This is a genomic window from Ensifer sp. SL37 (genome assembly GCF_026672675.1).
Classification (GTDB): domain Bacteria; phylum Pseudomonadota; class Alphaproteobacteria; order Rhizobiales; family Rhizobiaceae; genus Ensifer; species Ensifer adhaerens.
Map to the genome: position 1 here is coordinate 920,416 of NZ_JAPPRN010000006.1, position 20,461 is coordinate 940,876.

Sequence of the window (20,461 nt, forward strand, 5' to 3'; positions counted from 1 at the left end):
CAGCGAACTTCTCCTGTTTGTCTTCACATAAGCCGCGATCGGCAGCGTCGCAAGTCACCGGCCCCGGCGGGCACGGCCCGCGCTTCCGATCGCGCCAGATTCCGCTTGTATTTTGCGGCATCCGGCGTCAGAAGCGCTAATCGCAACCAACATCTCACATTGATGACGCTCAACCAGCTCTCCTCCGGCGACCTGATCGCCGACCGCCGCGCCGACTACGCAAAAATGCTTGCCGAGGGCGGCGAGCCCGCAAGTGCGGCCGAACTCATGGCGCAAGCGCTGGAACAGGCACCCAACTGGGCAGCCGGCTGGTTTCGGCTCGCGGACTATGAAGAAAAATCTGGCCGGAAAGAGGCGGCGATCGAAGCGCTGAGGAAAACGCTGGCGCTCAGCCCCCAGGATATCTTCGGCGCCGGCCTGAAACTGGCTCTGCTTGGCGCTGCGGCCATGCCCGAACAGCCCCCGAGCCTCTATGTCGAGCGCCTCTTCGACGACTATGCCGACCGCTTCGACAAGGCCCTGGTGGAAAAGCTCGGCTACACCGTGCCGCAGAAGCTCGCAGCCCTCATTCAGAGTCATATCGGGCAAAGCCACACGGGAGGCCTCATCTTCGAGCATGTGACGGATCTCGGCTGCGGCACCGGCCTCTTCGGCGAGCGCATCCGGGATCAGGCACAGTTCCTCGAAGGTTTCGACATCTCCATCAACATGCTCGCCAAGGCCGAGGCGAAATCCACCTACGATCGGCTGGCGCGCGCCGATCTCTCTCTTTCGCCGGAGGTTTCCGGCATCTTCGGCAACTTCGCCACCGCCCGAGCCGATCTCGTCAGCGCCGCCGACGTTCTCATGTATCTCGGCAATCTCGACAGTGTCTTCGACATCACCACGCGCCTGCTCGCCCCTCAGGGCCATTTTGCGTTCTCGGTGGAGGACGCCGGCGATGGGGAGGAGTTCCTGCTGCGGCCGTCGCTGCGCTACGCTCACAGCGAGACCTATGTCCGCGGCCTCTGCGCAACGCATGGACTGGAGCTTGTGGCCATGGAGCACTCGGTCATCCGCATGGATGCGGGAGAGCCAGTCTTCGGCATCCTGCTCCTGGCGCGCAAGCCTGCATAAAACGCAAGGCAGAGTCGCAAAAATAGGTCAGCATAACTGACATATTTTTCTTGATTGTTGTTGTGCATTGCAGCATTGCTCAAGCCATCGCAATCGAGGATTTGCCATGGCCCAGATCAGCAGCGTTTTCGGTCTCTGGAACACCAGCCCGACCCGGCACTCCGCCGTCGAGGACCTGCAGGGCATCTTTACCGGCAGCCTGATTGCGGCGCTCGGCCTCTATTTCCTCGCAAGCGCCGGCCTTTTGACCGGCAGCACGGCGGGCGTCGCCTTCCTTTTGCACTATGCTTTCGGCATCAATTTCGGCCTCGCCTTCTTCCTGCTCAACCTGCCGTTCTTCTACCTGTCGCTGAAGCGGCTGGGCCCGGCCTTCACGGTCAAGACCTTCATCGCCATTGGCGTGACCTCGTTCCTGACGGACATCCAGTCGCGCCTTTTCCAGATCGGCACGATCCAGCCGGCTTGGGCGGCCCTGCTCGGCGGACTTCTGCTCGGCTACGGCCTGCTTGCGCTCTACCGCCACCGCGCCAGCCTCGGCGGCGTCGGTATTCTCGGCATCTATCTGCAGGAGCGCTTCGGCATTCGCGCCGGCCTCGTGCAGCTTGCGATCGACATGGTGGTGCTTGTCTTCGCCTTCGGCGTGACCTCGCCCACCGTCGTTGCCTGGTCGGTACTCGGTGCTGTCGTCTTGAACCTGTTCGTGGCCATCAACCACCGCGCTGATCGTTACATCGCGCTCTAGAACGCCGTGCGTTCATCTGAACGCGGATGCTCTAGGATGCAGAGCAGCTAGCCCCGAAGCGGACCTCGGGGCTAGCTGGAAGTTCCTCACGCGATATCAGGCGGCCTTGACCGGCTGATCGACCGGATGCTGCGAGCGCAGGCCGACAGCGACACGGTTCCAGACATTGATGACGCCGATCGCCATGGTGATCTTGGTGATTTCAGCCTCGCTGAAGTGCGCGCGCAGCGGCTCGAAATCCGCGTCGGGTGCGCCGGTCTGGGCAAGGTTGGTCAGCGATTCCGTCCAAGCGAGCACGGCGCGCTCACGCGCGTCATAGATCGGCGATTCCCGCCAGGCGCAGATCAGGTGAATCCACTGCTCGCTCATACCGGTGTGGCGCGCCTCTTTCACATGCATGTCGATGCAATAGGCGCAGCCGTTGATCTGCGAGGCGCGCAGCTTGATCAGGTGGATCAGGCGCGGCTCCAGGCCGGATTCCTTGACGATGTAGCTGTCGAAGGCGGCCGCGGCCTTGTAGGCATCGGGAGCGGCTTGAACGAAGTTGAAACGCGGCTGCATGGACTTCTCCTTGGGCTTAACGGGTTGATGGGGGTCAGGCGCTGGCGGACGATTTGCGCTCGTTGATCGCCAGAAAGGCTTCGGTTCGCGCCCATACGCTGCCGTCATCCTTGGCGTTGAGGTCATCCAGGATGCTGGCGATGGTCACGCGCCTGAGTTCGGTGCGGTAGGCCTGCTCGGCTCTCAGCATCGCGACATTGATGGTGCAGGGCGCGGTCGGCTTGCAGGCATAGGGATTGGGACCGCGCAGCCGGATCTCGTTGCAGCGGAACGCCGGCTCCGGGCCTTCGACCGCAAGTACGATATCGAGCAAGGTAATCTTCTCCGGCGTCTTCGCGAGCCGGTAACCGCCCTTAGGACCCGGAACTGCCTCCAGCAGTCCGGCACCGGACATCGCCTGCAGGTGCTTCAAGAGATAGCTCGTAGAGACGCCATGGAACTCGGCAAGAGCGGCCGCCGACAGGGTGCTGCCCGGCTGAAGACAGCTCAGCATCGTCACGCTGTGAATGGCCTGCTCGACCCCGTCACCGAGTTTCATGGGCGGCTCCTTAATCGTGGATAATTCTTATCTATGATTAGACCGAGAGTCAATGCCTGTGATTGCACCCATCGGACAGGCTTCTCTTTTGGCGGATTTGATCTACCTTTGTTCTCCGTGAACAGGATCGATTCCAGAGAGCCGCAGGGCGATGCCCTGACCCTGCCCGCTCCCTTTTTGCGCTGGTTCGGCGAGAAGGGCTGGCGGCCGCGTGCGCACCAGCTGGAGCTGCTCGCCCGCGCCGGGGCCGGGGAAAGCACGCTGCTGATCGCTCCGACCGGCGCCGGCAAGACGCTCGCCGGCTTCCTGCCTTCGCTGGTCGATCTCACCCGGCGCGGCAAGATCCCGCCGGGCGCAGCCTTCGTCGGCATCCACACGCTCTATATCTCGCCTCTGAAGGCGCTCGCCGTCGATATCGAGCGCAACCTGATGAAACCGGTCGGCGAAATGGGACTGCCTGCGCGCGTCGAAAACCGTACCGGCGATACGCCGACCGCCAAGCGTCAGCGGCAGAAGCTCAATCCGCCCGACATCCTGCTGACGACGCCGGAGCAACTGGCGCTGCTGCTCGCCAACGGCGAGGCGCAACGCTTCTTCAAGGACCTGCGCTACGTCGTCTTTGACGAGCTGCATTCGCTCGTCACCTCCAAACGCGGCCATCTTCTCTCCCTCGGTCTGGCGCGGCTGCGCCGGCTGGCGCCCGGGCTGCAGACGATCGGCCTTTCGGCAACGGTCGCCGACCCGATGGATCTGCAGCGTTGGCTGGCGCCGCAAGAGCCGGACGCGCACAACCATGCCGGTCTCGTCCAGGTCCAGGGCGGGGCCAAGCCGCAGATTTCCATTCTGAAGACCGAGGAGCATGTGCCCTGGGCCGGGCACTCGGCACGCTACGCCATCGCCGATGTCTACGAAGCGATCAAGGAGCACGGCACCACCCTGCTCTTCGTCAACACCCGCAGCCAGGCGGAGCTGCTCTTCCAGGAGCTCTGGACGATCAACGACGACAACCTGCCGATCGCGCTGCATCACGGTTCGCTCGACGTCGCCCAGCGCCGCAAAGTCGAGGCGGCGATGGCGGAGAACCGCCTTCGGGCGGTCGTTGCGACCTCGACGCTCGACCTCGGCATCGACTGGGGCGATGTCGATCTCGTCGTGCATGTGGGCGCGCCGAAGGGCGCGAGTCGCCTTGCCCAGCGCATCGGCCGCGCCAACCACCGCATGGACGAACCGTCGAAGGCGATCCTGGTGCCGGCCAACCGCTTCGAGGTGATGGAATGCCAGGCCGCACTCGACGCCAACTATATCGGCGCGCAGGACACGCCACCCGTCGGCAAGGGCGCTCTCGACGTGCTCGCCCAGCACGTGCTCGGCATGGCTTGCGCCGCGCCTTTCGATCCGCTCGCATTGTTCGATGAAATCACCACCGCCTCGCCTTATGCGACGCTCGCCTGGGAGACCTTCGAGCGCGTCATCGATTTCGTTGCGACCGGCGGCTATGCGCTGAAGACCTACGAGCGCTATGCCCGCATCCGCAAGACCAAGGACGGGCTCTATCGCGTCTCCAATCCGCTGGTGGCGCAACAGTACCGGCTGAACGTCGGCACCATCGTCGAATCGCCGATGCTCAACGTGCGTTTGGTCAAGCGCAACGCGCGCGGCTCGCTTGGCCGCGGCGGCATGCCGCTCGGCAAGGTCGAGGAATATTTTCTCGAAATGCTGTCCCAGGGCGACACCTTCATGTTCTCCGGCAAGGTGCTGCGTTTCGAGGGCATCCGCGAAAACGAGTGCCTGGTCAGCCAGGCCTTCACGTTCGATCCCAAGGTGCCGAGCTATGCCGGCGGCAAGTTCCCACTCTCGACTTACCTCGCCGAGCAGGTCCGCAGGATGCTTGCCGATCCGGCGCGCCGGGCAGCGCTGCCGGAACAGGTGCGCGACTGGCTGTCCCTGCAGAAGGACGTCTCGATGCTGCCGCGCGAGGACGAGCTTCTGATCGAGACCTTTCCGCGCGGCAGCCGCCATTACATGGTCATCTATGCCTTCGAAGGGCGGTTGGCCCACCAGACGCTCGGCATGCTGCTTACCCGCCGGCTCGATCGCGCCGGGCTGAAACCGCTCGGTTTCGTCGCCACCGATTACTCGCTAGCGGTCTGGGCGCTCGACGACCTCGGGGCCACCTTCGAACTCAGGCGCGGCGCGCTTGCCGATCTCTTCGACGAGGACATGCTCGGCGACGACCTCGAAGCGTGGCTCAACGAATCCTTCCTGCTCAAACGGACCTTCCGCAACTGCGCCGTCATCGCCGGCCTCATCGACCAGCGCCATCCCGGCAAGGAAAAGACCGGCCGGCAGGTGACGGTCTCGGCCGACCTCATTTACGACGTATTGCACGCGCACGAGCCGGATCACCTGCTGCTCGAAGCGACCCGCAACGATGCGGCGACGGGGCTTTTGGACATCGCCCGCCTCGGGGATATGCTGAAGCGAATCAAGGGCCACATCACGCATCGACGGCTCGACCGGATCTCGCCGCTGGCGGTGCCCGTCATGTTGGAGATCGGCAAGGAAATGGTCCAGGGCGAAGCGCAGGACTTCCTGCTGTCGGAAGCCGCCGACGACCTGATCCACGAGGCGATGGGCGGTCTGGATGTGGATTGATAGGAAAATGGTTTCGAGAATGAGCAGTCTGTCGATGTCGGCGGGTTACCCCCCTCTGGCCTGCCGGCCAGAGGGGGGTACTATCCTCGCAACACAATGTGCGAGACCGTGACCATGCACCGCCTCGCCCACGCCCTCTCGGCTCAGACGACTGCCCCCCTCCTCCATGCCCAGACAATCGTCAACGGCGTCATCGCGATCTGCGATCCGCTCGGTAGCCTCTACCTGCCGGAGACGGGCACGCTGGTCGTCTCCGACCTGCATCTGGAGAAAGGCTCCGCCTTTGCCCGCCGCGGCATGCTTTTGCCGCCTTACGATACGCTGGCGACGCTGCGTGTGCTTGAAGCGGCGATCGCGCGGCACGACCCGAAGTTCGTCATCAGCCTCGGCGACAACTTCCATGACCGCGTCGGTTCGGCGGCAATGCCCGATGATTTCCGGCACATGATTGCCGCCATGGCGCACGGGCGCGAATGGGTCTGGATCAACGGCAACCACGACCCGGACGGCGCTTTCGGGCTGCCGGGCGCCTCGATGGACGAACTTGGCCATGCGGGCCTGACCTTCCGGCACGAGCCGAAGCGCGGCGATGCCGTCGGCGAGATCGCCGGGCACCTGCATCCGGCTGCAACGGTGGTAAGACGGGAAAGAGCGGTGCGCCGCGCTTGCTTTGCGACCGATGGCACGCGCATGCTGATGCCGGCTTTCGGGGTCACCACTGGCGGGCTCGATCTCAGGCACCGGGCGATGACCGGCCTCTTCGACCGCAGCAAGCTTGTCGCCCATATGCTCGGGCGCGACCGGATCTATTCGGTTCGCTTCGCCAATCTCATCGCCTGAAGAGGGCGGGGAAAACGGCGCGGCTCTCCCGCGCCGGGGATCCGCCGGTAATCAGAAGGCGTTGAAGGTCAGCGTCGTCAGCGAGCGCGAGATGCCCGGCACCGTGGCAATGTTGTCGTTGATGAACTTGCCGATGTCCTGGCCTTCTTCGATATAGACCTTGATGATCAGGTCGTAATCGCCGCTCGTCGAATACATCTCCGAAACGATCTCCTTGCGGTAGATCTCGTCGGCAACCTCGTAGGTCTTGCCGGGAGCGCACTGCAACTGGACAAAAATCGGTTTCATCGAGCTTCCTCTGTTTTTTATTTGCCACGGCATGCGCTGATGAAACGCATTCGGCATGCCTTTCCATAGCGCTCCGGCGCGCAAAAGGAAACGTCGGCGAAGATCGCCCGTCACTATTCCTTGCGGAAGATCACGCTGGCGCCCCAGCCGGTGATGACGGCGAGCAGCACGGCCATGAGGCCATAGAGCAGCGGCTGCTGGTGTGCCGCCTGGGTGATGAACTGTTCCAGGCCGGTCTTGACGACACGCAGCGGCAGCGCCTTGGCGGCGACGAAGACGCCATCACGGAAGAGATAGGCGCGAACCACATGCACGCCGTTCGGCACGTTGGCCGGCAAGCGCACCGAGGCCTTGAAGAGGCTGGAGCTGATGAACTGCACGCCGCCGGGATCGCGCTCGTAGACGCCGCTGGTCTCGCGGATCCGGCGGAAGGCGTTGCGGAATTCGCCGAGATTGCTGCCGTCACCGACGAAGCCGAGCGGCACCAGCCGCATGTGGTCGACGCCGATGCCCATGTTGCCCATCTCGCCGGGCGGCGCGATCGTCTCGATATCGCGCGTCGACGACAGCGAATAGGATTCAGGCACCAGCTCGAAGGTCATGGAGCTGGTGTTCACCCAGATGCCGAAGACGCGCTCCTTCTTACGCACCGTCGCGTTGTCCTTGGGCCCTTCGAGGCTGACGACGATGTTGTAGCGACCCTGGGCCAGCAGGCCCTGATCGAAGCCGTCGACGGCGCCGAAGATCGTCAGGTCGGCGCCGCGGAAATCGGAAGTGATGGCGATCTCGTCGGTCGAGATGCCGATCTCCAGCTTCTCGGTGAAATCGGCATTCTCGTCCTGGATGGCTGCCTGCGCCGGGGCGGCGAAAGCCAGAACAAGGAGAGCGAGAGCTGTGCGGGCGAGGCGGATCATCAGAAACCGAACCCCGCGGATACGACCGAATAGACGTCCTTCGGCGGAATGATGAGCTCGATTGCCAGACGGATGCCGACGGCAAGAACAAGCAAGGCCAGCAATGCGCGCAGCTGTTCGCCGCGCAGCTTCTGGCCGACGCGTACGCCGTATTGGGCACCGATGACACCGGCGATCATCAGTACGAAGGCGAGCACGATATCGACGGTGTAGTTGGTCGAAGCCTGGACGATGACCGTGTAGGCCGAAACGAAGATGATCTGGAACAGCGACGTGCCGACGACGACGTTGGTCGGGATGCGCAGGAGATAGATCATCGCCGGCACCATGATGAAGCCGCCGCCGACACCCATGACCGAGGTCAGGATGCCGATGCAGAAGCCGAGGGCGACAACCGGGATGACGCTCAGGTAGATCTTCGATTTCTTGAAGCGCATCTTCAAGGGCAGGCCATGCACCCAGTTGTGCTGGCCAGGGCGACGCAAGGTCGTCTGCTGGTTCTTGGCCGCCTTGCGCATGGCGACGACGCTCTCCCAAAGCATCAGGCCGCCAACGGTGCCGAGCAGCACGACGTAAAGCAGCGAGATCACCAGGTCGAGCTGGCCGAGGCGACGCAGCAGCGAGAACAGCCAGACGCCGACGGTCGCGCCGGCAAGACCACCGCATAAGAGCACCGTGCCGAGCTTGATGTCGATCGTGCCACGCCGGAAATGCGTGATCGCCCCCGAAATCGACGAGGCCACCACCTGGTTGGCACCGGTCGCTACCGCTACGACGGGAGGAATATTGTAGAAGATCAGGAGCGGGGTGATCAGGAACCCGCCACCGACGCCGAACATGCCGGACAGAAAGCCGACTGCGGCGCCCATACCGAGAATGATGAGTATGTTCACCGACAACTCTGCGATGGGCAGATAAATCGACACGCCGGGACCTCGATATGCCAACGGCCCGCGATGCGGGCGAACCAGTCAGTGTGGCAATCAAATCACCACGATTGAGGGAATATTCGAAGGGCCGGCACCTCTCCCGAGGGCGAGGCGGCCTCCGTCATGCACTCCTGCAGCGTTGCGCTTCCGCCAGGACGTGCCAAGGCCACGAATCGGACCTTGATTGCTGCATCGGCTCTTCCTTAGCCCGATTCCGATTAAGGAATTATGCAGCAGCCCGAGATTTCAACCTTTTCAGCCACATGGCGGATGGCTGCGCCACCCGCAACCCGTGTCGCCCGGCTCTGCGGCTTTATTACGGCGCAAGGCCCAAGGGTCAGGAATTGCGCTTCAGCAATTCCTTGACCAGCTGCTCGGTGATTTCGCCCGTCGGCTCCTGGCCGACCGACTTCTGGAAGGCCTTGATGGCGGCGACGGTCTTCTTGCCCATCTGGCCATCCGGCTTGCCAGCGTCAAAGCCGTTGTTGTTGAGGATCGCCTGGATGTTGCGGACCGCCTTGCTCATGTCGACGCTGGCGGTCTTGTTGGCCGGGCCAACCCAGGCATCCGGAACGTCGACGCTGTTTGCCTTGGCGTCGACCGGCTCAGCCTTCCAGGCTTCCGCCTTGGCCTTGGCGCTTTCGAGCTGCTCCGGCTTCATCGCCTTGGCAACTTCGTCGCGCTTGGCGCCGGCATCGAGATCGCCTTCGCGGGCAGCCGCCGAGAACCACTTGTAGGATTCCGTCAGGTCCTGCGGCACGCCGTTGCCACGGGCATAGAGAACCGCAAGGTTGAACTGGCTGTCGCGGATGCCGAGCTCGGCCGCCTTCGCAAACCACTTCGTTGCCTCGTTGAAGTCAGGCGCGCCATCGCGGCCGCTTGCCAGCATCACCGCGAGGTTGTGCATGGCGCTGGCGTTGCCCTGGCCAGCGGAAGCGATATAGAGCGCCTTCGCCTTCGCCGCGTCGCGCGTCACGCCGGTGCCCTTCTCGTAAAGGGTCGCGAGGCGGTACTGTGCCGGCACGACACCGGCATCGGCGGCGCGCTGATACCATTTGGCGGCTTCAGCCATGTTTTCCTGAACACCACGGCCCTCGGTGAAGCGCACGGCGATTTCGTAGAAGGCGAGCGGGTCGCCGCCCTTGGCCGCGGTCACCAGCGCGACCGGACCGAAACCTTCCGGCAACACGACGTCGGTGGGCACAGCGGCAGCAGCTGTCGTCGCCGGGGTCATCGCGGCGCCATCGGCCGGCGCGCTGGCGAGCGAAGCGTTCGCCACCGGCGTCGCTGCGGCCGGAGCCGGCTGGAACTCGGTGACCGGCGTCTTCGTTTCGGCGACCGGCGCAAGCATCGGCGCCTTGTCTTCGGGCGTTGCAAAAGTGGTCGTCGGCACGGTCGTTGCCGTCACCGCGATCGAGGCCTCGGGAGGCTTCACGGGCGTTTCGACGGAATCGAGCGGTGTCGCAACGGCCGTCTCAGACGCGGTAACCGGTGCTTCCTGCCCCGCGACGGTCGTGCCCTGCACCAGATGGTCGTCGGCGGCCTTGAACTCGGCTGCCTGCGGAGTGACCGTCTGCTCGATGACCGCGACCGGTTCGACCGGCATCTCGTCCTTGTTTAGCATCGAGCTGACCAGCGGGTAAGACATGATCGCCAAAAGAACGGCGCCGACGGCCATGAGGATCGGCCGGCGATGGCGGGCGAAGGCGCCGCCGATGCCGGACGTCGCGGCCTTGTCGCCGGTCTTGTTGAGGGTGTCGGTCTCTTCGACGGCAAGCTGGGCGGCGCGGCGGGCGGCGGCGATGAAGTCCGATTTGTCGCCATCGGCCGGTTGGATGCCTGCCTTGTTCATCTGCCCGGCGCGCACGCGTTCCAGGATCTTCTTCACGTCGGGAACGCCGGAGCCCGGCTCGAGCAGCTGGTTCGCTTCTTCCGGCGCGAGCATTTCGGAGGGATCGATCGACGGGGTCGGCTCTACGAGCTTGCGTGCCTGTTCCGGCGCCGGTTCCGAGCGCTTGCCGGAAAAGCGCCAGGTGAGGCCGGCGAGCAGGCCGGTGCGGGCGGCGGCAGCCGGCTCGCGCTCTTCTTCGAGCTCGACGGTCGAAATCTGCGCATCGTCGGCAAGGGCTGTTGCCGGTTCGGCGGGTTGAACCGCGACGGCCTGGTCCTCTGCCTGGAGGGCACGGACATTGCGCTGCAGGTCGTCGTAGCGATCATCAAGATCGCCGCCACCGAAGGGGTCGTGGAACTCCGGCTGTGCGGCGCGCGGCATCTGAGCCGCTTCGCGCACCACCGCCATGGCAGGCTGCGCCGCCATTGCCGGCTCGCGGTTTTCGATGCGCTCCAGCTTGTCGGCAATGTGGACGAGCGTTTCGTGCAGCGCCTCGAAGGTGCGCGCAGTCCGCTCTTCGCTGGAGCGGCTCAAGTCCTCAAGCGTCCTCAAGTCTTCGGCGAGTGCCGAGATCGCTGCCAGATCGCCACCGGCGGAGGCCTGCGAAGGGCCGTTCTTGGAATAGGCTTCCATCACAGCTTCGGCGGCCTGGCGCGCGGCTTCCACGATGTACTCGTCGCTGGTCGAGAAATAGTCCTCGAGCGCGGTCATGCGGCTTTCGTAGTCGACGGGCATGGCGCTTTGGGCGACGTCCGCCCGCGGCTGGCTGACCAGCGTCGACAGGTTGGCAATCTGGGCTTCAAGGTTCTGAAGTGCCGCGCGGTCGTCGAACGGCGCGGCGTAGGTCTCTTCCAGACGCTGCGCAATACCGACCAGGCGATCTTCCAGCCGGTCGAAGCGCGGATCGGACGCGGGCTGGGCGCCATGGGTGTCAAGCTCGTCAATTCGGCGGGCGAGATAGTCCAGCCGTTCGGCGAGCGCATCATTGACGCTGCCCTGGTCGAGAGCTTCGATCTTGCGGGAAATGTCCGACAGGTAATCGTTGAGGTCCGACTGCGCGGTCCTGCTGCTGCGCTCCATCATCATCGACAGCTGGTCCAGCCGCTCTTCCAAGCGGGCAGCCGCCTTTTCACCGGCGAGATCCTCGACCCGGACGGTCAAGGCTTCGAGGCGCGCACCGAGCCCACCGTCGTTCGGGCGCGACAGGCTGTCGATCTGGCGGGAGAGATCGCCAAGCCGGCTTTCCAGGCGATTGACAAAGCCGGAATCCAGCCCGGGCGTCGTGCGAGTGTTGGCCGCGATGGCGCGGCTGATTTCGTCGAGACGGCTGTCGAGATCGGCAAACTGCGAGACGAGGCGGCGATCGTCCGGCTGGATCTGGCGACCGAGCATTTCGATCGCCTGGGCGACGGCGATCAGCTTGTCTTCCAGCGCGTCGACGGCGGAGCTTCCCTGGAGCGAGCCGATCTGCGACTTGATTTCGTCCAGGCGATAGGCGAGCGCGACCAGTTCGTCGTCGCGGTTCTGATCAAAGGCGATCAACCGGTCTTCGACACCGCTCCAGCGGTTTTCCATCCGGCGCATGCTGTCTTCGCGCGCGAGACCGTCGATCATCGCGCGCAGGTCGTCAAAATCGCCGCGCAGCGCATCGGCCTGGGCGGGCGATGCCTGGCGGCCGAGATGCTGGATGCTATCGGCAAGGCGCTGCATGTCGCCGCGCACGTCTTCGGCAAAGCTGTGATCCTGCGCCTGCGCCTTGATGCCGCGAATTTCGGTGCGCAGCGAATTCATCTCGCGCGTCAGGCCGTCAGTGATGTCGCGCTTCAGGTCCTGGCGCAAACCGACAAGCGCTTCGGCGATATCGTTGACCGCGGAGGCGGGCCGCGGAGGTTGGCTGTGAAGCGGTTGCTGGCGCGGCTCTTCGACGTAACGATCGGAGATCGGGCGCTCGGAAACAGGGCGTTCGGGGGCATAACGTTCCGGCTCGCGCTGCGGCACCCGGTCGCGAAGCGTCGGGCGCTCACGCGAGGTGCTGAGGCTGCGCTGGCGCTGCATGATTTCGGCGACGGCATCGCGGGGCGAGGCCGTTTCCCGCACGGGTTCGCGGGCGGGTTGGCGCTCGGGCGGCCTTGGCGCCGGGTCGCGAGCCGTGCCGCTCATCAGGCCTTCGATCCGCGCCTCCAATCCTTCGATGGTGCGGTTCAAGGCGTCGAGCGACGGCCGCTCGCTATAGGACTGGCTGCCTGCGCGCTGAGGATTTGATCGCAATCCGCTCATGTTGTTCTTCGCCCCTGTCGTCGGCCATCTCGAAAGTCGTCACGGAAGAAAACTGCTTTCTTCACCCCTGTGGCGCTTCCGACGCGGGCAAAACTACAACGATGCGACGCCAGGACAGGTTGCAGCTTTGACCATCTCAACACGCACCTTTCACGAAACGTGGTAAACAAGCGGTTAACCTGCGGATGATTTTTTAACGATTTGGCAGGATCGTGCGAAGTTGAGGCGCCGCAGTGCCGCCGACCTCCCCCACACGCCACCAAACTGCACGACACGCAATTTTTGACGTTTACGCAAACGTCAAAATTTTGTAGCATCCGTCCAACGATGCGAGACCGCCCCGGAGCATCCCGCTGTCCCGTGGAAGCACGGGAGGGAGACGATGCCCTGGAATCAATGAGGATGGCGGCGCATCCGGCATCCTGCAACCGGGCGTCGACGACGAGAGACGGCAGCCCGAAGCACCAAAGGCGAGGAAAGAATGCCCATCTACAAGGCTCCGGTCGACGATACCCTCTTCATCCTGAACGACGTGCTCGGCATCGAGCGCTACAACAACCTGCCCGGATTTGCCGATGCGACGCCCGACATGATCGAAGCGATCGTCGGCGAAGCTGCCAAGCTTGCCGAAGAAGCCCTGTTTCCGGTCAACCTTTCCGGCGACCAGGAAGGCTGCAAGCGTCGCGACGACGGTTCGGTCAGCGTGCCGAAGGGCTTCAAGGAAGCCTTCGACCTGTACCGCGAAGGCGGCTGGCTTGGCCTTGCCGTGCCCGAAGAATTCGGTGGCCAGGGCCTGCCCTATACGCTGCACACCGCCGTCGGCGAATACATGTCGTCGGCCAACATGGCACTGACCATGTATCCGGGCCTCACCCAGGGCGCGATCGCCGCGATCCTCGTGCATGGCACGGACGAGCAGAAGCAGGCCTACCTGCCGAAGATGGTTGCCGGCACCTGGACCGGAACGATGAATCTCACCGAGCCGCATTGCGGGACGGACCTCGGCCTCCTGCGCACGAAGGCAGTGCCCACCGGCAACGGCGCCTACAAGATCTCCGGCCAGAAGATCTTCATCTCTGCCGGCGAACACGACATGTCGGACAACATCATCCATCTGGTGCTCGCCCGCATTGAGGGCGCGCCCGAGGGTGTGAAGGGCATTTCACTGTTCATCGTACCGAAGTTCAAGCTTGATGCCGCCGGCGAGCCGGGCGAACGCAACGGCGTTTCTTGCGGCGCGATCGAACACAAGATGGGCATCCACGGCAACTCGACCTGCGTCATGAACTATGACGAGGCCGAAGGCTATCTCATCGGCACGGAGAACAAGGGCCTCAACGCCATGTTCGTGATGATGAACGAGGCGCGCCTCGGCGTCGGCCTGCAGGGTCTCTCGATTGCCGAAATCGCCTACCAGAATGCCGCCAACTATGCGCGCGACCGCATCCAGGGCCGTTCGCTCTCCGGCCCGAAGGCGCCGGACAAGAAGGCCGACCCGATCATCGTGCATCCGGACGTGCGCCGCACCCTGATGACGATCAAGGCCTTCAACGAAGCCGGCCGCGCCTTCACGCTCTGGACCGCGCTCAAGTCCGACATCGCCCACCGCTCCGACAATGATGCCGACCGCCAGACGGCCGACGACGTCCTCGGCCTGATGACGCCGATCCTGAAGGGCGTACTCACCGACAAGGGCTTCGACCATGCCGTCATGGCGCAGCAGATGTTCGGTGGTCACGGCTACATCGAAGAACACGGCATGAGCCAGTATGTCCGCGATGCCCGCATCGCGATGATCTATGAAGGCGCCAACGGCATCCAGGCGCTCGACCTCGTCGGACGCAAGCTGGGCCTCAACGGCGGCCGCGCCATCATGGCGCTGTTCAAGGAGATCGGCGATTTCTGCGAGGAAAACCGCAGCAACGAAAAGCTCGCCGTCTATACCAAGGCGCTGAAGAAGGGCCTCAACGACCTGCAGGCGGCCACCATGTGGTTCATGCAGAACGCCATGGCCAAACCCGACAATGCCGGCGCCGGCTCGACCGACTACATGCACCTCTTCGGTCTCGTCGTCCTTGGTTACATGTGGGCGAAGATCGCCAAGACCGCCGAGGAAAAGCTTGCCTCTGGCGAAACGGCGCGCGCAGACTATCTGAAGAACAAGCTGATCACCGCGACCTTCTTCATGGAAAGGATCCTGCCGGAAACGGCCCTGCGCAAGGCCCGCATCGAAACCGGCGCCGACACGCTGATGGCGCTCGATGCGGCCGCTTTCTAATCCCGCCGCGGGTTCGATCTAAAATGTTTTGACGGGCAGCACCTGACGGTGCTGCCGAAAGGGAGATGAGACATGACGAAAGTCTTCGTTTACGACCACGTGCGCACACCGCGCGGCCGTGGCAAGAAGGACGGATCGCTGCACGAAGTGCCGTCCGTTCGCCTGGCAGCCAAGATGCTGGAAGCGGTGCGTGACCGCAACGACCTCGACACCTCGACCGTGGACGACATCATCATGGGTTGCGTCGATCCTGTGATGGACGCAGGCGCGGTGATCCCGAAGGCTGCCGCCTTCGAAGCCGGTTATTCGACCCGTGCGCCTGGCATGCAGATTTCACGCTTCTGCGCCTCCGGCCTCGACGCCGTCAACTTTGGCGCAGCCAAGATCGCCCAAGGCGCCGACGACATCGTGATTGCCGGCGGCGTTGAATCGATGTCGCGCGTCGGCCTCGGCATGTCGGGCGGCGCCTGGTTCATGGACCCCTCGGTCAACCTGCCGGCCTTCTTCATGCCGCAGGGCGTTTCGGCCGACCTGATCGCCACCAAGTACGGTTTTAGCCGCGACGACGTCGACGCCTATGCGGTCGAAAGCCAGAAGCGTGCGGCGCACGCCTGGGAACAGGGCTACTTCAAGAAGTCCGTCGTGCCCTTCAAGGACCAGAACGGCCTGACCATCCTCGACCGCGACGAGCACATGCGTCCGGGCACCGACATGCAGGCGCTCGCTTCGCTCAACCCGTCCTTCCAGATGCCGGGCGAAATGGGCGGCTTCGAAGCCGTCGGCATCCAGGCGCATCCTGAAATTGAGAAGATCAACTACGTGCACCACGCCGGCAACTCCTCGGGCATCGTCGATGGCGCTGCTGCCGTGTTGCTCGGCTCCAAGGCCGGCGGCGAAAGCATGGGCCTGAAGCCCCGCGCCCGCATCCGCGCCTTCGCCAACATCGGCTCCGACCCGGCACTGATGCTGACCGGCCCGGTCGACGTCACCGAAAAGCTTCTGAAGCGCGCCGACATGAAGCTGTCGGACATCGACCTCTTCGAGCTCAACGAAGCCTTCGCGGCCGTCGTGCTGCGCTACATGCAGGCCTTCGACATCCCGCACGACAAGATCAACGTCAACGGCGGCGCGATCGCCATGGGCCATCCGCTCGGCGCAACCGGCGCGATGATCCTCGGCACCGTGCTCGACGAACTGGAGCGCCGCGATCTCAACACCGCGCTCGTCACGCTCTGCATCGGCGCCGGCATGGGCACGGCCACGATCATCGAAAGGGTCTGACGATGGACGTGATGCGCCGCACCCTTCTCGGAGTGATGGGCCTGGGGCTGCTTGCAGCCGCGGGCTGCGTCTCCGACGAGGAGGAAGGCGGCGACAGCTTCACGCTCACCGGTGCGATCTCCAATGTCGCGAGCGGCCCGGTTCCGGCCGGCACCGTCACGATCCGGCTCGAAGAGCAGGGCGTGATGGACGTCGCCGCCAAACTGATCGCCGAGACTTCGGTTGTCAGCGACGGCAAGGCCACCCGCGTGCCCTTCGTGCTGCAGGTGCCGAAGCCCGAACTCGACAAGGCTGTCGACGCGGGCTTCACCATCCGCGTCGAGCGCGACGGCCGGCTGATCGCCACCAACACCAGCAAGCAACGTTACAGCGGCGGATCGAACGTCTCGCTGCAGATCGAACCCATTCTCTACTGAGGGGGAGAACCATGACGAATTACACCAATTTCAAGATCGAGACCGACGCTGACGGCATCGCGCTCGTCACCTGGGACATGCCTGAGAAGTCGATGAACGTCTTCACTCAGGAGGTGATGGAAGAGCTCAACGCGATCGTCGACCAGACCACGGCCGATGCCGCCGTCAAGGGCGTCGTCTTTACCTCCGGCAAGTCGAGCTTCTCCGGCGGCGCTGATCTCTCGATGATCAAGTCGATGTTCACCTTCCAGCAGGAAGAAAAGAAGAAGGATCCGGATAACGCCGCCCAGAAGCTTTTCGATCTCGTCGGCCGCATGACCGGGCTCTTCCGCAAGCTCGAAACCTCGGGCAAGCCATGGGTATCGGCGATCAACGGCACCTGCATGGGCGGTGCCTTCGAGCTGTCGCTCGCCTGCCACGGCCGCGTCGCGTCGAATTCCAAGTCGGTGAAGATTGCCCTGCCGGAAGTCAAGGTCGGCATCTTCCCGGGCGCCGGCGGCACCCAGCGCGTGCCGCGCCTGACCAATGCGCAGGACGCGCTGCAGATGATGACGACAGGCTCGTCGCTGACGGCAGCCCGCGCCAAGGCGCTTGGCCTGGTGCATGAAGTCGTCGATGCCGACAAGCTGGTCGACGCGGCCAAGGCGATGATCAAGAACGGCCTGAAGCCGGTCCAGCCGTGGGACGAAAAGGGCTACAAGGTTCCGGGCGGCGGCATCTGGACGCCGGCTTCGGCCCAGCTCTGGCCGGCCGCTTCCGGCATCCTGCGCCGCGAGACCTACGGCAACTATCCGGGCGCCGTCGCGATCCTGAAGTGCGTCTATGAAGGCCTGCAGGTACCGTTCGACACGGCGCTCAAGATCGAGCAGCGCTACTTCACCGAGATCCTTCAAACGACCGAAGCCTTCTCGATGATCCGCTCGCTGTTCGTCTCGATGCAGGAACTCGGCAAGGGCGCCCGTCGTCCGGCCGGCGTGCCGAAGTCCGAATTCAAGCATGTCGGCGTCGTCGGCGCCGGCTTCATGGGCGCCTCGATCGCCTATGTGACGGCTGCTGCCGGCATTGCGGTGACGCTGATCGACCGCGACATGGAAGCGGCCGAAAAGGGCAAGGCGCATTCGGAAGGCCTGGTCAAGGATTCGATCGGCAAGGGCCGCCTGACCAAGGAAGAGGGCGAGGCGCTGCTTGCCCGTATCACCCCTTCGGCCGACTACAATGACCTGAAGACCGCCGGCCTCGTCGTCGAAGCGGTGTTCGAGGATCGCCAGGTCAAGAAGGACGTGATCGAGAAGGTGGAAGCGGTGATTGCCGAAGACGCGATCTTTGCCTCCAACACCTCGACGCTGCCGATCACCGGTCTTGCCAAGAACTCCAAGCGCCCGGGCCAGTTCATCGGCGTCCACTTCTTCTCACCAGTCGAGAAGATGATGCTGACGGAAGTGATCCTCGGTAAGGAGAGCGGCGACAGGGCGCTCGCCGTGGCACTCGACTATGTCGCGGCGATCAAGAAGACGCCGATCGTCGTCAACGACACCCGCGGCTTCTACGTCAACCGTTGCGTCTTCCGCTACATCCACGAAGCCTATGACATGCTGATCGAAGGCGTGCCGCCGGCGATGATCGAAAATGCCGCCAAGATGGCCGGCATGCCGGTCGGCCCGCTGTCGCTCAACGACGAAGTGGCGATCGACCTCAGCCAGAAGATCCTCAAGGCCACCGTCGCCGACCTCGGCGAAAAGGCCGTCGATCCCAAGCACCTGGCGCTGATCAACAAGATGGTCGACGATCTCGACCGTCGCGGTCGCAAGAACGGCAAGGGCTTCTACGAGTATCCGGCCAAGCCCGCCAAGAAGTATCTGTGGCCGGAGCTGAAAACCCTCTATCCGCAGAAGAACGCAGACACGATCGACGTCGAGGTGCTGAAGCAACGGTTCCTGGCGACGATCGCGCTCGAAGCGGCCCGCACCATGGAAGAAGGCATCGTCACCGATCCGCGCGAAGCAGACGTCGGCTCGATCCTCGGCTTCGGCTTTGCGCCCTATACCGGCGGCACGCTCTCCTACATCGACGGCATGGGCGTGAAGGCCTTCGTCGAGATGTGCGAGACGCTCGCCAAGGATTATGGCAACCACTTCAAACCGACGGCACTCCTCAAGGAAATGGCCGAACGCGGCGAGACCTTCTACGGCCGCTTCGACCCCTATGGCGAGAAGAAGCAGGCGGCGTAAGGTTCGCTGAATAGCATTGGAAGCAGGCCCGCTCGAGGGCCTGTTTTCGTTTGAGCACGGCCTGCTCGAGGCCCTTGCCGGCTTAGCGCCCACCCGGCCGCCATCACTCTGTTACGGTTGTGGTGCTAGGCCTGCGCGGATTGAACCACACTCCATGACGAAGCCATGACCAAAGCCGCCCTCCGCCCCGCCGTCCCCGGCGACGAACCCTATCTGCACTGGCTGGAAGAAGCCTGCATGCGCAACTATGCGATCGCGCTTTGGGGCAGCTGGCGGCCGCGGCCGGCGGATGCGCTGATCCTTGGCGAGCATCGTATCGTCGTGTCGGACCGCGAAGATGTCGGCTGCGTTTCGGTGACGCGGCGCGAAGACCATCTCTGGGTCAACAAGCTCTATGTCGCGCCCAAACATCAGAAGCGTGGCCATGGCGCTTTCGCTCTGAGGCAGGTGCTTGCCGAGGCGGCATCGATCGGCCTGCCCTTGCGTCTGAGCGTGCTGACGACCAACCCGGCGGTTGCCTTCTATCGCCGCGAAGGTCTTGTGATCTACGAGGAAACTCCCGAGCGACGTTTCATGACGTCCGGCGTGCGTTAAGCTTATCAGCATCTTCTGATTGACGCTCTTCGCGCGCAGGCGCATCCTCCGCGAGGTCAGAGGGGGACACGCCATGAGCGAGCCTGATCTCTATCTTCTTGGGCGCGCCGGGCCCGAAGAAGAACGCCTGAAACGACAGATTGCCAATCTCGCCCCTGATTCCGACCAGCAGCTCGAACGGGTCGGCATCCGGTCGGGCGAACGCGTCGTCGATCTTGGCTGCGGCCCCGGTGGAGTTCTGCACCTACTTGGCAAACGCGTCGGGCCAAACGGATCGGTGCTCGGCATCGAACGCGATCCGAATTTCGTCGAACTCGCCCGCCGCTTCGTCGCCGGCCATGCGCTCCCCCAGGTGGAAGTGCGCGAGGGCGATGCCTATGCGACAGGCCTGCCGCGCCGTTCCTTCGACGGCGCTCATATGCGGCTGGTGCTCGTCAACGTGCCGCGGCCAGAGCTGATCGTGCTCGAAATGGTGTCATTGGTACGGCCGGGTGGCTGGATTGCGAGCTTCGAGGCCGATTTCCTCGGACATATCTGCGATCCGCCGCTTGCCGCCTGGGACCGGCTGCTTGCCGCCTATGTCGCCTATTCCGCCGCCAGAGGCATCGACCTCAATATCGGTCGCCGGCTGCATCGTCTGTTCCGGAACGCCGGTATCGAGGCGATATCCGTCGACGCTGTCGAGCATGTCTATCCGCCGGGTCACGACCGCCGGCCGATCCTTCGGGATTTCATCGACAATGTCCGCGGCGGGCTTGTCGCCGAAGGCTTCATCGGCCAGGCCGAGCTCGATGCCGATCTGGAAGCACTCGACCGGCATCTTGCCGATCCAAACGTGCTCGTGACCTCACACATGTTCTTCCGGCTGACCGGCCGTGTTCCCGAGGCGCTCGTCATCAAAGCATGACGACGA

The 20,461-nt window shown here is 63.7% G+C and carries 16 protein-coding genes; 10 read left to right on the forward strand and 6 right to left on the reverse strand.

Features of this window, described 5'->3' with window-relative positions; all coding sequences use genetic code 11:
- Nucleotides 1-162: 162 nt before the first annotated feature.
- Nucleotides 163-1,116: a methyltransferase gene (locus OVA00_RS16615; protein ID WP_268089341.1), complete on the forward strand. Its 954-nt coding sequence runs from the start codon at nucleotides 163-165 to the stop codon at nucleotides 1,114-1,116.
- 106 nt (nucleotides 1,117-1,222) lie between these two features.
- Nucleotides 1,223-1,858: a YitT family protein gene (locus OVA00_RS16620; RefSeq protein ID WP_034797123.1), complete on the forward strand. Its 636-nt coding sequence runs from the start codon at nucleotides 1,223-1,225 to the stop codon at nucleotides 1,856-1,858.
- Nucleotides 1,859-1,954: 96 nt separating this feature from the next.
- Here OVA00_RS16620 and OVA00_RS16625 read toward each other — a convergent pair whose 3' ends face one another.
- Entirely contained in the window at nucleotides 1,955-2,419 is a 465-nt protein-coding gene (locus tag OVA00_RS16625; protein ID WP_034797125.1) for a carboxymuconolactone decarboxylase family protein, read from the reverse strand.
- A gap of 34 nt (nucleotides 2,420-2,453) precedes the next feature.
- Nucleotides 2,454-2,957, reverse strand: a complete 504-nt coding sequence (locus OVA00_RS16630) for an Rrf2 family transcriptional regulator (protein WP_060522333.1) — start codon at nucleotides 2,955-2,957, stop codon at nucleotides 2,454-2,456.
- Nucleotides 2,958-3,065: 108 nt separating this feature from the next.
- Between OVA00_RS16630 and OVA00_RS16635 the strand changes: the two genes are divergently transcribed.
- Both OVA00_RS16635 and pdeM read left to right on the forward strand, forming a co-directional pair.
- Nucleotides 3,066-5,612 carry a ligase-associated DNA damage response DEXH box helicase gene (locus tag OVA00_RS16635; protein ID WP_181529465.1) on the forward strand — a complete coding sequence of 849 codons (2,547 nt, stop codon included), beginning with the start codon at nucleotides 3,066-3,068 and terminating at the stop codon, nucleotides 5,610-5,612.
- Between the two features lie 114 nt (nucleotides 5,613-5,726).
- Complete coding sequence (gene pdeM, locus OVA00_RS16640; RefSeq protein WP_060581904.1) at nucleotides 5,727-6,452, forward strand: ligase-associated DNA damage response endonuclease PdeM; 726 nt, start codon at nucleotides 5,727-5,729, stop codon at nucleotides 6,450-6,452.
- 51 nt (nucleotides 6,453-6,503) lie between these two features.
- Here the strand turns inward: pdeM and OVA00_RS16645 are convergent, their stop codons facing one another.
- The 4 genes from OVA00_RS16645 to OVA00_RS16660 form a co-directional block, all read right to left on the reverse strand.
- Nucleotides 6,504-6,740, reverse strand: a complete 237-nt coding sequence (locus tag OVA00_RS16645; protein ID WP_034797129.1) for an Lrp/AsnC ligand binding domain-containing protein — start codon at nucleotides 6,738-6,740, stop codon at nucleotides 6,504-6,506.
- Nucleotides 6,741-6,853: 113 nt separating this feature from the next.
- Entirely contained in the window at nucleotides 6,854-7,654 is an 801-nt protein-coding gene (locus tag OVA00_RS16650; RefSeq protein WP_060522335.1) for a TIGR02186 family protein, read from the reverse strand.
- Entirely contained in the window at nucleotides 7,654-8,580 is a 927-nt protein-coding gene (locus OVA00_RS16655) for a sulfite exporter TauE/SafE family protein (RefSeq protein WP_034797131.1), read from the reverse strand. Before OVA00_RS16655 ends, OVA00_RS16650 begins: the two co-directional genes overlap by 1 nt.
- 340 nt (nucleotides 8,581-8,920) lie before the next feature.
- Nucleotides 8,921-12,751, reverse strand: coding sequence for a peptidoglycan-binding protein (locus tag OVA00_RS16660; protein ID WP_268089342.1), 3,831 nt, complete (start codon nucleotides 12,749-12,751; stop codon nucleotides 8,921-8,923).
- Nucleotides 12,752-13,232: 481 nt separating this feature from the next.
- Here OVA00_RS16660 and OVA00_RS16665 point away from each other — a divergent pair, with 481 nt between their 5' ends.
- The 6 genes from OVA00_RS16665 to OVA00_RS16690 all read left to right on the forward strand — a co-directional run bounded on the left by OVA00_RS16665 (nucleotide 13,233) and on the right by OVA00_RS16690 (nucleotide 20,455).
- On the forward strand, nucleotides 13,233-15,029 hold the full coding sequence (locus OVA00_RS16665) for an acyl-CoA dehydrogenase C-terminal domain-containing protein (protein ID WP_113187503.1): 1,797 nt from the start codon (nucleotides 13,233-13,235) through the stop codon (nucleotides 15,027-15,029).
- Nucleotides 15,030-15,101: 72 nt separating this feature from the next.
- On the forward strand, nucleotides 15,102-16,310 hold the full coding sequence (locus tag OVA00_RS16670) for an acetyl-CoA C-acetyltransferase (protein WP_034797134.1): 1,209 nt from the start codon (nucleotides 15,102-15,104) through the stop codon (nucleotides 16,308-16,310).
- Nucleotides 16,311-16,321: 11 nt separating this feature from the next.
- The gene (locus OVA00_RS16675) at nucleotides 16,322-16,726 is read left to right on the forward strand and encodes a YbaY family lipoprotein (RefSeq protein ID WP_162727257.1); all 405 of its coding nucleotides are present in this window, start codon (nucleotides 16,322-16,324) and stop codon (nucleotides 16,724-16,726) included.
- A gap of 11 nt (nucleotides 16,727-16,737) precedes the next feature.
- Nucleotides 16,738-18,954, forward strand: coding sequence for an FAD-dependent oxidoreductase (locus OVA00_RS16680; RefSeq protein ID WP_268089343.1), 2,217 nt, complete (start codon nucleotides 16,738-16,740; stop codon nucleotides 18,952-18,954).
- 165 nt (nucleotides 18,955-19,119) lie between these two features.
- Nucleotides 19,120-19,548 carry a GNAT family N-acetyltransferase gene (locus OVA00_RS16685; RefSeq protein WP_089043236.1) on the forward strand — a complete coding sequence of 143 codons (429 nt, stop codon included), beginning with the start codon at nucleotides 19,120-19,122 and terminating at the stop codon, nucleotides 19,546-19,548.
- 73 nt (nucleotides 19,549-19,621) lie between these two features.
- Nucleotides 19,622-20,455, forward strand: coding sequence for a methyltransferase domain-containing protein (locus tag OVA00_RS16690; protein ID WP_268089344.1), 834 nt, complete (start codon nucleotides 19,622-19,624; stop codon nucleotides 20,453-20,455).
- Nucleotides 20,456-20,461: the final 6 nt, after the last annotated feature.

Coding starts and splice junctions, on each gene's coding strand:
- OVA00_RS16615 (WP_268089341.1), top strand. CDS start 163: ATGACGCTCAACCAGCTCTCCTCCGGCGACCTGATCGCCGACCGCCGC.
- OVA00_RS16630 (WP_060522333.1), bottom strand. CDS start 2,957: ATGAAACTCGGTGACGGGGTCGAGCAGGCCATTCACAGCGTGACGATG.
- OVA00_RS16665 (WP_113187503.1), top strand. CDS start 13,233: ATGCCCATCTACAAGGCTCCGGTCGACGATACCCTCTTCATCCTGAAC.
- OVA00_RS16620 (WP_034797123.1), top strand. CDS start 1,223: ATGGCCCAGATCAGCAGCGTTTTCGGTCTCTGGAACACCAGCCCGACC.
- OVA00_RS16645 (WP_034797129.1), bottom strand. CDS start 6,740: ATGAAACCGATTTTTGTCCAGTTGCAGTGCGCTCCCGGCAAGACCTAC.
- OVA00_RS16680 (WP_268089343.1), top strand. CDS start 16,738: ATGACGAATTACACCAATTTCAAGATCGAGACCGACGCTGACGGCATC.
- OVA00_RS16690 (WP_268089344.1), top strand. CDS start 19,622: ATGAGCGAGCCTGATCTCTATCTTCTTGGGCGCGCCGGGCCCGAAGAA.
- OVA00_RS16625 (WP_034797125.1), bottom strand. CDS start 2,419: ATGCAGCCGCGTTTCAACTTCGTTCAAGCCGCTCCCGATGCCTACAAG.
- OVA00_RS16660 (WP_268089342.1), bottom strand. CDS start 12,751: ATGAGCGGATTGCGATCAAATCCTCAGCGCGCAGGCAGCCAGTCCTAT.
- pdeM (WP_060581904.1), top strand. CDS start 5,727: ATGCACCGCCTCGCCCACGCCCTCTCGGCTCAGACGACTGCCCCCCTC.
- OVA00_RS16650 (WP_060522335.1), bottom strand. CDS start 7,654: ATGATCCGCCTCGCCCGCACAGCTCTCGCTCTCCTTGTTCTGGCTTTC.
- OVA00_RS16670 (WP_034797134.1), top strand. CDS start 15,102: ATGACGAAAGTCTTCGTTTACGACCACGTGCGCACACCGCGCGGCCGT.
- OVA00_RS16675 (WP_162727257.1), top strand. CDS start 16,322: ATGCGCCGCACCCTTCTCGGAGTGATGGGCCTGGGGCTGCTTGCAGCC.
- OVA00_RS16685 (WP_089043236.1), top strand. CDS start 19,120: ATGACCAAAGCCGCCCTCCGCCCCGCCGTCCCCGGCGACGAACCCTAT.